Consider the following 12,293-nt stretch of genomic DNA (forward strand, 5'->3'; position numbering starts at 1 on the left):
GTGTCTATTTTTTAACAATATATCAAAAACTATTGCCTTCTATAAATTAATAGGTTTATATTGTTTTATTGGCATAGTTTCAATCCAAGGAGAAAGGAGATTTTCAATCGTGCAACTAAAGAAAGCGTTTTGGAAGTTGGCTTCGCTTCTTCCGTTATCATTACTTCTGTTCCTCGGTGGCTGTGATAAAAAACTCGCAGTATTAAATCCGCAAGGACCTGTTGCAAAAGCACAGTATGATTTAATTGTTTGGTCATTCTTGCTTATGTCATTAATTATCGCAATTGTATTCATTCTGTTTACAGTCATCTTGATTCGTTATCGTGAAAAACCAGAGAATATGGACTATGAGCCACCTGAACAACACGGTAACACATTACTAGAAATTATTTGGACGCTTGTTCCTGTTATTATCGTTATCGCATTATCGATTCCAACAGTAAAAGCAACTTATGCTTCGGAAGAGGTTCCGAAAGAGTCCAAACATATTAAACCAGTTGAAATTTATGTTACATCTGCAAACTGGAAATGGTTATTCAGTTACCCAGAGGAAAAAATTGAAACCGTTAACTATTTAAACATCCCAGCTGGTGTACCAATTCAATTCAAACTGACTTCTGTCGGCCCAATGAATGCTTTCTGGGTACCAGAACTTGGTGGTATGAAGTACACAATGGATGGCATGATTATGGATCTTTATTTACAAGCTGATAAGCCAGGTTCTTACCTAGGCCGTAGTGCGAACTTCTCTGGTGAAGGATTCACACACATGGAGTTCGAAGTTGAAGCGAAAACTAAAGAGAAATATGACAAGTGGGTTAAAGAAGTACAAGAAACTGCTCCTAAACTAACAGAAGCTAAGTACAACGAAATTGTTAAACCTGGTGTAGTTGGTCGTATGACATTCTCTAGTCACCACTTAAGTTATGTAGATCCAAAATCACTTGAATATTGTGATTACAACTACTACAAAAACAAAAAATAATAGCTATTATTCCAACAGATTGGAGTGAACACAGTGAAGCTTGATGAATTCTTTGTCACAGGTGACCCGATTATTTACGGTGCAGACGCTTCTATCGTTCTTGTGACATTAGCAATCATTTTCGTACTAACAAAGTATAAAAAATGGAAATGGCTTTGGGACGAATGGTTAACAACTGTTGACCATAAAAAAATCGGAGCCATGTATATTATTTCTGCGGTTATCATGTTATTCCGTGGTGGTATGGATGGTTTAATGATCCGTGCACAATTAACATTCCCAGAAACAACTTATTTAAACGCTGAACACTATAACGGAATCTTTACAACGCATGGTACAGTAATGATTCTTTTCATGGCAATGCCATTCGTTATGGGATTAATGAACCTTGTAGTACCATTACAAATTGGTGCTCGTGATGTTGCATATCCGTTCTTAAATGCTTTAAGTTTCTGGTTATTCTTTGTCGGAGCAATGTTATTCAACATCGCTTTCGTAATCGGTGGTTCTCCAGACGCTGGGTGGACTTCTTACTTCCCAATGGCAGGTACAGAGTTTACTTCAGGCGTAGGAAATAACTACTACGCAATTGCATTACAGATTTCAGGTCTCGGTACGCTAATGACCGGTATTAACTTCCTTGTTACTATCTTAAAAATGCGTACACCTGGTATGACTTTAATGAGAATGCCAATGTTTACTTGGTCAATCTTAATTACAACAATTATCATTATTTTCGCTTTCCCAGTATTAACAGTTGCTCTTGCATTAATGACATTTGACCGTCTATTCGATGCTCACTTCTTTACGATGGCGAGCGGCGGTATGCCGATGTTATGGGCCAACCTGTTCTGGGTATGGGGTCATCCTGAAGTATATATCGTTATTTTACCGGCATTCGGTATTTTCTCTGAAATCATTAGTACATTCTCACGTAAGCGTCTATTCGGTTACAGTGCGATGGTATACTCAATGGTTGCAATTTCTTTACTAAGTTTCGTCGTATGGCTTCACCACTTCTTCACGATGGGTGCAGGTCCAGCGGTTAACTCATTCTTCTCGATTTCGACAATGGCGATTTCGATTCCAACCGGTGTTAAGATCTTTAACTGGTTGTTTACACTGTATAAAGGACGTATCCGTTTTACAGTTCCAATGCTTTGGTCATTGGCATTTATTCCAAACTTCGTAGTCGGTGGGGTTACAGGGGTTATGCTTGGAATGGCAGCAGCTGATTATCAATACCATAACAGCTACTTCCTAATCGCTCACTTCCACTACGTATTAATTGCAGGTACAGTATTCGCTATGCTTGCTGGATTCACATTCTGGTATCCAAAAATGACTGGTCATATGTTAAATGAACGCCTAGGTAAATGGACATTCTGGATCTTTATGAGCGGATTCAACATCTGTTTCTTCCCAATGTACTTCTTAGGTTTAGACGGTATGACTCGTCGTATGTACACTTACTCTGAAAGTCTTGGATGGGGATGGCTAAACCAAATCGCATCTGTTGGTGCGGTAATGATGGGTATTGGCTTCCTACTTCTTTGCTACAACGTAATTTGGAGTGCACGTCACGGTGAACGTGACACAACTGGAGATCCATGGGATGGCCGTACACTTGAATGGGCAACTCAATCTCCTGTACAACATTACAACTTCGCGAAACTTCCTGAAATCAAAGAAGCTGATGCTTTCTGGTACATGAAAAAACGCGGAGAAACAGTTACACCAGCAGCAGAAGATATCAAACCAATTCACATGCCAAGTAACTCTGGTGTGCCTATTATTGCGTCTTTATTCTTCGGTCTTGCAGGTTTCGCATTAGTATTTAGCTGGTTCTGGCTTGCAGCAATCGGCGGCGTTGGTATTTTAGCTTGCTTAATCTATCGTTCATTCGATTATGATGATGGCTACTACGTAAGTGTTGATGAAATTAAAGAAACAGAACATATAGCATGAGAGGTGAAATGACATGGCGGCTTTAGATAAAAGCTTACCTTTGGAATATCAATCCGAACAAAGCAGATTGAATATCCTAGGATTCTGGATTTTTCTTGGGGCTGAAATTATGCTGTTCGCAACACTTTTCGCCTCTTATCTAGTCCTTGCTGGTCGTACGGCAGATGGCCCAACTCCAGCGCAACTGTTTGAACTTAAAACGCTTTTAATTCAAACATTACTACTTTTAACAAGTAGTTTCACATGTGGTATCGTAATTCACGAAATGCGTAAGCACAACCAAAAAGCAATGCTTGGATGGTTCATCCTTACATTACTTTTAGGTGCAGGTTTCCTATTCTTTGAAATCGAAGAGTTCATTATGTACATCGGTGAAGGCGCAACAATTCAAACAAGTGCTTTCCTATCTGCATTCTTCGTTCTTCTTGGAACGCATGGAGCCCACGTAACAGGCGGTATCATTTGGGCAATTTGTGTTATTATCCAAATTTTAAAACGAGGTTTAACACCAGTTACAGCTCGTAAAGTATTCATTATCAGCTTATACTGGCATTTCCTTGATCTTGTTTGGGTCTTTATTTACACACTAGTTTACTTGAACGGGATGGTGGCGTAGATGGCTCAAAACAACAATCAAGCAAACGGGCATGCGCATAGCGGATTCCCTTGGTCACACGTTTTCGGATTTATTTTATCGCTTGCATTAACGTTTCTAGCGTTATACGTGGCACTTTACACAACATTGCCACTCTCAACAGTCTTAACAACTATTATCATAATGGCTGTTGCGCAAGCATTGTTACAATTAATTATGTTCATGCATTTAAAAGAAGGAGAAGGAAGAGTTCAAATTCTTACAATGATATACAGTTTCTTCGTTGCAACTGCAACAGTTGGTTTAACTGTATGGATCTTCTTCTCAATGTAATGTACATGAAAAAGACTGCTGAGGAATCTCAGCAGTCTTTTTTTATTCTCCTCCCCCATTACATCCACATTACGGAATTAACAGCAGAATCATGAAGAATATACTTATTATGACAAATGTTAAGAAAAGTCTTTCTTTATGAAATCGAATCCATATGCGTTGCTTTTCTACCTATTATATGGCTAAATAGGTACTATATTTATTTGAAGGGAGAGAACGCAATGGAACATCATACTTCTGTTCTATCACTTATGGTTGTCGTTGCAATCGCGTTTTTCGTTCCCCTTTTGTTACAACGCTTTAAATTAAAAGCACTTCCTGTTGTCGTTGCAGAAATTATTGCAGGAATCTTTGTAGGTAAAAGTGGGTTTAATATTATTGAGCCAGATATGTGGCTTCAAGTTTTATCAACATTAGGATTTATCTTCCTCATGTTCTTAAGCGGTTTAGAAATTGATTTTTCTATCTTTAAACAAAAAGGGAAAAAAAATACGACAAACGAACCAAATACATTTCAAGCAGCAAGCATTATCTTCTTATTTATTTTCATCTTATCTTATGCCCTATCATTACTATTCGTATGGCTAGGATTTGTAGATAATGCAATGTTCATGACTTTAATTATTTCAACTATTTCTTTAGGTGTTGTTGTACCAACACTAAAAGAGAACAACCTAGGAAAAACTGCAATCGGACAAATCATTTTATTAGTTGCTGTTATTGCAGACTTAGTTACAATGATTTTACTCGCTGTTTTCGTCGGATTAAATTCCGAAAGCGGCCAAAGTATGTGGCTCTTACTTCTTCTATTCGGTGCCGGTATTGTCATTTACTTTATTGCAAAACGCTTTAAAAACATTCCATACTTAGATAGTTTAAAAGCTGGTAGTGTACAAATTGATACACGGGCTGTTTTTGCACTCATTTTAATCTTAGTTGGGTTATCGGAATCTGTTGGAGCAGAAAATATTTTAGGTGCCTTCTTAGCAGGTGTACTTGTATCGTTATTATCACCCAATGAAGATATGGTGGAAAAACTTGATTCCATCGGCTATGGTTTCTTCATCCCTATTTTCTTCGTAATGGTTGGTGTAAATCTAGAGGTATGGTCTATTTTTAAAGAGCCTTCTAGCATGCTAATGATCCCAATCTTAATTGTAGGACTCTTTATTTCAAAACTCTTACCATCACTCGTCTTACGAAAATGGTATCCACGTAATATCGTACTTGGAAGTGCAATCTTATTAACATCGACACTTTCTTTAGTTATCGCGGCTGCACAAATTGGTGAAAAACTAGGGATCATCAGTCCAAGTTTATCTGCCTCTCTTATTTTAAGCGCAGTTATTACTTGTATTTTTGCACCTATATTGTTTAAAAAAATGTTCCCAAAAGTAGAAACACCAAAACCAAAAGTAGCTATTATTGGCGCGAGCAGAATTACCCTTCCGTTATCACTAGATTTAAAACGAGAAGATTATGACGTAACGCTATATATGATGCGTCAAAACAAAATAAATGATGAGGAAGCGAAATCGCATGACTTCCCTATCGTGAAATTAGATGACATCACAATCGCATCATTAACTGAACAAACAGCATTTGATGCAGATCGCGTCGTTGTTGCAACAAGCGATGATGAACAAAACTTATTATTAGCAGAACATGCAAAAGAGCTAGGTGTTGAACATGTTATTGCAAGTGTAGAAGATCCACTTCTACAAGAAAAAGCAACGCAAGAACATATCGCTGTATTCTCAACAATTAACTCTACACGTATTTTATTACGTGCACTTATTGATAAACCTAGTCTCGTTCGCTTAATTACAACAGCAAACGAAACAGTACGCGAAGTTGAACTACGCAGCAATAAATATAACGGCATTGCGCTTCGCCGCCTTCCGTTTTTAGGTGATGTACTTGTCATTCAAATCTACCGCGGTAATAAAGCATTAATACCACATGGTGATACAAGACTACAACACGGCGATACATTACTTGTAACAGGTTCAAAAGAGCATATCGATACACTAAAAAACATATTAGAGTAAAAAAATGCCCCTCACATAATTGAGGGGCATTTTTTTAATTTCATATGGTAAAATGTTACTATCACATATTATGAGGATGGATTACATTATGTCTATTGTAACTTTAGCTCTCTTATTATTAGCGGAAGTACTCGTCGCCATTATTCTCATCGGTGTTAGCATTGAAATTTGCAGCTATGGTTGGAAAAAATCAAATGGAGTTAAATACTCATTCCTTTTTCTTTCACTCCTTCTCGGAACCGCTAGTATACTCGGCCTTCTCGCTGCACCTGCATACTTCTTTATACAACTTATAGAAAAAGGTTTATAAGAAAGGATGATAACATGATTACTGTGCAGTATATTGATGCATCCGAGACACACTTATTACGCCAAGCGGTGTTGCGTCCCAATCAGTCCCTAGCAGACTGTAAATACTCTTCTGATTACGAAAAAGACACATTCCACTTAGGTGCCTTTATAAACGATGAGTTGATTAGCATCGCTTCCTTCTCAAAAGAAATATATCCTGATTTGCAAAAAGGTATCCATTATAGACTACGAGGAATGGCAACATTACCTAACTTTCGGAACAAAAGAGCTGGAAGCTCCTTAATTCAGAAGGCAGAACAAATTTTAAAAGAACGGAAAGCAAACATCCTATGGTGTAATGGCCGAATTACTGTAACTGACTATTACAAGCGATTAGGCTTTCAGGAGCATGGTGAAATCTTTGAAATTGAACCGATTGGCCTTCATAAAGTACTGTATAAAAAGATATAAGAAAGGCTTTCCTCAATACGGGAAAGCCTTTCTTATATTTCAATCTTCACTTTTTATCTTTTTCATATATATGTAGATAAATAAACTAGGAACTAAAAAACAAGCAAACATAATAAGTGCTGTTATACTGATTGCTTTTATCGAAATATTCGGTGTTACAATAATACAAATAGCTAACAGTCCAATAACAACACCTACCGGAATGAATAATAGTTTCATGAAATAGCTACGTGATACCCCACCTGTATGCTCATATGCCTCTACAGAATGTTTTAAATTTAAGAAGTTAATGGCTACGATCCCGCCCATAAATACCATTAATAGATCCGAAACACTTTCATATCCTGCTCCTTGCAAAACATAACGGTAAAAAACAATGCCTAGTATGATGATATTTTGTAAAATGAAAACTAACCTAATGTGTTTTAACCCCTCAATCATTAAACGTTCATCTTTCACGATTTTCACCCTATCACTCCTTTTCCTCCCAAAACAAATCATTCAATGTTTTATCTACCGCATAACAAATTTTCAAACATAAATCTAAAGATGGGTTGTATTTCCCCTTCTCAATTAAACTAATCGTTTGCCTTGTAACGCCTACTTTTTCTGCTAATTTTTGCTGTGTTAAATCTAACTGAACACGCGCGACTTTTATTTTACTTACAGCCATTCATGTTCCTCCTCCACCTTTATTGTAACATATACATTCCATTAGGTAATTTATATTTTACTAAATTAATTTAATTTCCACATTATCCCGATTGATGCGGGCTAATACACAGTGGGGATAAATCCCCACTACTGCCTATAGTTTCACTTTATTATACACAAAAAAGGAGCCTCTCATAAGAAGCTCACTCTCCTATATCTATATTATAAGAATAAATGACATCCAAATAAAATTGTAAATAAGTATAGTAATGGATGTACTTCCTTTCCTTTACCCTTCACAATTTTCAAAACTGGATATACTAAAAATCCAATTGCAATTCCATTTGCAATACTAGACGTTAACGGAATACCTATAAAAATCAAAAATGCTGGTAACGCATCTTCAAATTCATTCCAATTAATATCTCGAATGCTTTGTGCCATTAAACTACCTACTATAATTAATGAAGGAGCTGTAATAGCGGCTACACTTGATAAAGAAGCAATAACAGGACTGAAAAATGCCGTTATAATTGTTAGACCAACAACTACAATCCCTGTTAATCCAGTTTTCCCACCTGCAGCAATACCTGCTGACGATTCAATCGTCGCTGCTGTTGGGCTTGTTCCAAAGATAGAACCTGTAGTCCCGCCAATTGCATCTGCAATAAACGCTTTACCAAAACGCTTCTCTGTATTGTCTGTAATTAAACCTGCTTGTTTAATTAAACCAAGTAATGCACCTGTTGTATCGAATAAAAGTACAAGTAAAAATGAAAATACAACACCATATAATCCGTATTCAATTACATCTGAAAATGCATTGATTGGGTTTGAAACGATAATACCCTCTGGCAAATGAGGCATCGCCACAATTTTATCAGCAAACTTCAATTGCCCTGTAAAGAAGGCGATAACTCCTGTCACAATCATACTAATAAATAATGCACCACTCACACGTAATGCCATTAATACCGCCGCTAATATTAAACCAATTAAAGTTAAAATAACAGCTGGAGAATGAAAATCACCAATCGTAACTAAATTAGAAGGATGATCCACGATAATTCCAGAAAGGCGCAATCCAATAAAAGCAATAAATAGTCCAATTCCACCTGCAATTGCATGCTTTAAACTATCAGGAATTGCTAAAATTAACTTTTGCCTAAACGAAGTAAAAGATAATAAAAGAAAAATAATCCCCGTTACAAATACAGCTGAAAAGGCAACTACATATGTAATCCCTTCTGCCTTCTGTACAACAGAATAAGCAAAATATGCATTCATTCCCATAGCTGGAGCAATAACAATCGGGTAATTCGCGAAAATCGCCATACCTACTGTTCCAACAACGGTTGCAATAATTGTTGCTGTAAACGCTTGGTCAAATGGTACACCTGCATCAGATAATATTTTTGGATTGATGACAAGAATATACGCAAATGTAAAAAAAGTTGTGATGCCAGCTAAAAACTCTTGCTTCACAGAAGTGTTATATTTTTGTAATTGAAACATGCTTATGTACCCTTCCTACACCTGAATTATTATCACACATTCTTTTCTTACTAGTATGTGAGAAAATATAATACTTAATCTTAACAATCAATAAAAAGAAGAGTCAATATATTCCCTAATAGTTCGAATTTTAAGTTTAAGTCTGACAAGTACAGATGTAGTACAGTTCATTATGATTATTTTTGTAGCATAACAGATAGAAATGTTTTATAATTTGAAATAGTTAAATACTTAGTAAACGTATTCAAATATTGTTCACTCTACAAGGGGGATTCTTCTTATGCAGCACACAAACAAATCTGGAACTTTAAATCGTGGTTTAAAAGAACGACATATTACTTTAATGTCACTTGGCTCAGCTATTGGCGTTGGGCTATTTTTAGGATCTGCTTCCGCTATTAAACTAGCCGGTCCTTCTATTTTACTAGGCTATATGATTGCCGGACTCGTTATTTTTTTCATCATGCGAGCTCTCGGGGAAATGGCAATTGAACAACCTGTTGCCGGTTCTTTTAGTAAATATGCATATGATTATATCGGCCCACTCGCTGGTTATATTACTGGCTGGAATTACTGGTTCTTATGGGTTGTTACTTGTATGGCTGAAATTACAGCAGCTGGCATTTACATGCAGTACTGGTTTCCAGATATCCCGCGCTGGACTTGGGCGTTACTTGCTCTATTGTTAATGAGCGCTTTTAACTTCTTATCAGTAAAAGTATTTGGAGAACTTGAGTTTTGGTTTGCTCTCATTAAAATTGTCACAATTATCTGTATGATAGTAGTCGGCGCTGGTATTATTTTATTCGGATTCGGAAACGGTGGTATCGCTACTGGTATTTCAAACCTTTGGTCACATGGTGGCTGGTTCCCAAATGGTTTTTCTGGGTTACTACTCTCCATGCAGATGGTACTATTCGCTTATTTAGGCGTTGAATTAATCGGTGTCACAGCTGGTGAAGCTCAAAATCCGAAGAAAACACTCGCAAAAGCAATTGATAATGTGTTTTGGAGAATATTACTGTTCTACGTAGGAGCTCTATTCGTTATGATGGCAATTTATCCATGGAACGAACTTGGTGAGAAAGGAAGCCCATTCGTATTAACATTCCAGCAAATTGGTATCGCGAAAGCAGCAGGTATTATTAACTTTGTCGTATTAACAGCAGCTCTTTCTTCTTGTAACGGTGGTTTATTTAGTACAGGCCGTATGCTATTTACATTAGCTCAGCAGAAAAAAGCTCCTGAAAGATTTGGTCGTTTAAATAAAAATGGCATTCCAAGCCAAGGAATTGTAGCAACTGCTATCGTTTTACTCATTGGCGTTATATTAAACTATCTCGTACCTGCAAAGGTATTTACATGGCTTACTAGCATTTCAACTTTCGGCGCAATTTGGACTTGGGGCATTATATTAGTCGCTCAAATTAAATTCCGTAAAAGCTTGCCTACTCAAAATAAACAAAAGTTATCGTATAAAATGCCTTTATACCCATTAAGCTCATATTTCTCACTCGTTTTCCTTGTATTAGTACTAGGTATAATGGCGTATTCAGAAGATACACGAATTGCATTGATTGTCGGCCCAATTTGGCTTATCGGCTTAGCAATCGTATATTACATGAAAGGGTTTCATAAGATTGATGAAACACCTAACTCAAAAATTAGTTAAGCAAAGCACCCCTTCCTTATTACTTGGAAGGGGTGTTTTTATATCTATATAAATATTTCTCAACAAAATTCACGGTATTTTTACAATCTTTTAATATTTTTTATGTTTTCCGTCTTTATTTTTACAGAAAAATAAATTACATTATTAAAGCACATATATTTATTATTAGGGGGATTCTTCTATGAAGAATAAAAAATGGATTACATTTTCTTTAGCAACAGCAATTACACTAAGTATAGGGACCTCGTTCATACCGTCTACTTATGCCGAAAGCTCTGTAGACCCAGCTCCTGAAATTGCTGCAAAAGTTGTAAATCAAAACAATGGGAAGAAAGTATTATTCGATAATACACACGGTCAAACTGCTGGGACAGCTGACTGGGTTATTGACGGCGGCTTTTCTGACTTCGGAAATGGCATTGCAAAAAACGGTTATCACGTAAAAGAACTTCGTAAATCAACACCTATTACGTACGAAGACTTAAAAGGTTACAATGTATTTATCGTTCCAGAAGCTAATATTCCTTACAAAAAATCTGAGCAGGACGCTATGTTACAATATGTAAAAAATGGCGGTAGTATCTTCTTTATTGCCGATCATTACAATGCGGATCGTAATAAAAATCGCTGGGACTCTTCTGAAGTATTTAATGGATATAGACGCGGTGCTTGGGATAATCCAGCAAAAGGAATGTCTAATGAAGAAGCAAATTCACAAGCTATGCAAGGAGTAGAAAGCTCTGATTGGCTATCTGACAACTTCGGTATTCGCTTCCGCTACAATGCACTTGGTGATGTTTCAGCGAAAACAATCGTATCGCCTGAACAATCTTTCGGAATTACAAAAGGTGTTTCTTCTGTAGCAATGCATGCTGGTTCTACTCTAGCAATTACAAACCCAAAACTAGCAAAAGGACTTGTTTACCTTCCAGAAAATCCATCAAAATGGAATAACGCTGTTGATAGTGGCGTTTATAATGGCGGTGGTATTGCAGAAGGCCCATATGCTGCAATTGCAAAAGTAGGACTTGGAAAAGCTGCCTTTATTGGTGACTCTTCTCCTGTTGAAGATGCTACGCCAAAGTACGTTCGTGAAGATTCTGGCCAAACAAAGAAAACTTACGATGGTTATAAAGAAGAAAACGATGCGATTTTATTAGAAAACATCGTAAATTGGTTATCGAATAAAGAGACATTTACAAGTTTAGATCAAGTAAATGGTTTACAACTTGATTCACCTACAGCTCTACAAACATTTGAACAGCCAAGCTTATCAACAGAACCACAACCTGAACCTTGGAGTGCACCAAATGCGGGTTATCAATGGTTTAATACAAATACTTTTAAACCAGGTTCATACGGTTATAACGGTGCGGTAACAACAAGCGACTACGTCGTTACACACCCTAGCATTCTACCAAACAATGAAATTTTCCAAATGAAGATTCAAGTAAACAACTTACTACCTAATACAACTTATAACAACTATTCTTTAGGTATATTCACTACTGGTGGAACACAAGTAGCAAAAATTCAAAATACAAACGGCACTTGGCCATCTGCTTTTGGATATAGTAGTGCCTTCTCTTTCACAACAAACAGCTTAGGCTCTGCTGAGAAAGTTGTAAATGTACAGATTGATTCAAATACAACTGGACAAGCAACACTTCGTCTACGTCAAAATACAACAACGAAATATAATGAAACTGTAACGATTAATAAAAAATAATGAAAAAGGCAATCCATACATGGATTGCC

At 36.7% G+C, this 12,293-nt stretch carries 12 protein-coding genes; 9 read left to right on the forward strand and 3 right to left on the reverse strand.

Annotated elements, in window-relative coordinates; genetic code table 11:
• The first annotated feature begins 109 nt into the window (after positions 1-109).
• From BUA87_RS23255 to BUA87_RS23285, 7 genes are all read left to right on the forward strand, one after another.
• Positions 110-985, forward strand: coding sequence for a cytochrome aa3 quinol oxidase subunit II (locus tag BUA87_RS23255; RefSeq protein ID WP_001176165.1), 876 nt, complete (start codon positions 110-112; stop codon positions 983-985).
• A gap of 33 nt (positions 986-1,018) precedes the next feature.
• On the forward strand, positions 1,019-2,953 hold the full coding sequence (gene qoxB / locus BUA87_RS23260; RefSeq protein ID WP_000762374.1) for a cytochrome aa3 quinol oxidase subunit I: 1,935 nt from the start codon (positions 1,019-1,021) through the stop codon (positions 2,951-2,953).
• Positions 2,954-2,966: 13 nt separating this feature from the next.
• Positions 2,967-3,569, forward strand: coding sequence for a cytochrome aa3 quinol oxidase subunit III (gene qoxC, locus BUA87_RS23265; RefSeq protein WP_000729313.1), 603 nt, complete (start codon positions 2,967-2,969; stop codon positions 3,567-3,569).
• Positions 3,570-3,881, forward strand: coding sequence for a cytochrome aa3 quinol oxidase subunit IV (gene qoxD, locus BUA87_RS23270; RefSeq protein ID WP_000068425.1), 312 nt, complete (start codon positions 3,570-3,572; stop codon positions 3,879-3,881).
• Between the two features lie 221 nt (positions 3,882-4,102).
• The gene (locus BUA87_RS23275; protein ID WP_000399979.1) at positions 4,103-5,932 is read left to right on the forward strand and encodes a monovalent cation:proton antiporter family protein; all 1,830 of its coding nucleotides are present in this window, start codon (positions 4,103-4,105) and stop codon (positions 5,930-5,932) included.
• Positions 5,933-5,984: 52 nt separating this feature from the next.
• The gene (locus tag BUA87_RS23280) at positions 5,985-6,242 is read left to right on the forward strand and encodes a DUF4022 family protein (RefSeq protein WP_071714271.1); all 258 of its coding nucleotides are present in this window, start codon (positions 5,985-5,987) and stop codon (positions 6,240-6,242) included.
• A 14-nt stretch (positions 6,243-6,256) separates the two neighbouring features.
• Positions 6,257-6,694 carry a GNAT family N-acetyltransferase gene (locus BUA87_RS23285; protein ID WP_071714270.1) on the forward strand — a complete coding sequence of 146 codons (438 nt, stop codon included), beginning with the start codon at positions 6,257-6,259 and terminating at the stop codon, positions 6,692-6,694.
• A gap of 39 nt (positions 6,695-6,733) precedes the next feature.
• On the opposite strand, the gene BUA87_RS23290 is transcribed toward BUA87_RS23285, so the two are convergent.
• The 3 genes from BUA87_RS23290 to BUA87_RS23300 all read right to left on the reverse strand — a co-directional run bounded on the left by BUA87_RS23290 (position 6,734) and on the right by BUA87_RS23300 (position 8,863).
• Positions 6,734-7,162 (reverse strand): hypothetical protein, encoded by a 429-nt coding sequence (locus BUA87_RS23290; protein ID WP_053565223.1) that lies wholly within the window; start codon positions 7,160-7,162, stop codon positions 6,734-6,736.
• 4 nt (positions 7,163-7,166) lie between these two features.
• Positions 7,167-7,367: a helix-turn-helix transcriptional regulator gene (locus BUA87_RS23295; protein ID WP_000301177.1), complete on the reverse strand. Its 201-nt coding sequence runs from the start codon at positions 7,365-7,367 to the stop codon at positions 7,167-7,169.
• Positions 7,368-7,570: 203 nt separating this feature from the next.
• Positions 7,571-8,863 (reverse strand): NCS2 family permease, encoded by a 1,293-nt coding sequence (locus BUA87_RS23300; RefSeq protein ID WP_000487188.1) that lies wholly within the window; start codon positions 8,861-8,863, stop codon positions 7,571-7,573.
• A 280-nt stretch (positions 8,864-9,143) separates the two neighbouring features.
• On the opposite strand from BUA87_RS23300, the gene BUA87_RS23305 reads away from it, so the two are divergent.
• A complete protein-coding gene (locus BUA87_RS23305) occupies positions 9,144-10,535 on the forward strand; it encodes an amino acid permease (RefSeq protein ID WP_001164892.1) in 1,392 nt (463 codons plus the stop codon).
• A gap of 181 nt (positions 10,536-10,716) precedes the next feature.
• Positions 10,717-12,264, forward strand: a complete 1,548-nt coding sequence (locus BUA87_RS23310) for a DNA-binding protein (RefSeq protein WP_000791513.1) — start codon at positions 10,717-10,719, stop codon at positions 12,262-12,264.
• The last annotated feature ends 29 nt before the right edge of the window (positions 12,265-12,293 follow it).

It is taken from the genome of Bacillus sp. bc15 (assembly GCF_900142585.1).
GTDB lineage: Bacteria > Bacillota > Bacilli > Bacillales > Bacillaceae_G > Bacillus_A > Bacillus_A cereus.

Coding starts and splice junctions, on each gene's coding strand:
- qoxC (WP_000729313.1), top strand. CDS start 2,967: ATGGCGGCTTTAGATAAAAGCTTACCTTTGGAATATCAATCCGAACAA.
- qoxD (WP_000068425.1), top strand. CDS start 3,570: ATGGCTCAAAACAACAATCAAGCAAACGGGCATGCGCATAGCGGATTC.
- BUA87_RS23275 (WP_000399979.1), top strand. CDS start 4,103: ATGGAACATCATACTTCTGTTCTATCACTTATGGTTGTCGTTGCAATC.
- BUA87_RS23280 (WP_071714271.1), top strand. CDS start 5,985: ATGTTACTATCACATATTATGAGGATGGATTACATTATGTCTATTGTA.
- BUA87_RS23285 (WP_071714270.1), top strand. CDS start 6,257: ATGATTACTGTGCAGTATATTGATGCATCCGAGACACACTTATTACGC.
- BUA87_RS23295 (WP_000301177.1), bottom strand. CDS start 7,367: ATGGCTGTAAGTAAAATAAAAGTCGCGCGTGTTCAGTTAGATTTAACA.
- BUA87_RS23300 (WP_000487188.1), bottom strand. CDS start 8,863: ATGTTTCAATTACAAAAATATAACACTTCTGTGAAGCAAGAGTTTTTA.
- BUA87_RS23305 (WP_001164892.1), top strand. CDS start 9,144: ATGCAGCACACAAACAAATCTGGAACTTTAAATCGTGGTTTAAAAGAA.
- BUA87_RS23310 (WP_000791513.1), top strand. CDS start 10,717: ATGAAGAATAAAAAATGGATTACATTTTCTTTAGCAACAGCAATTACA.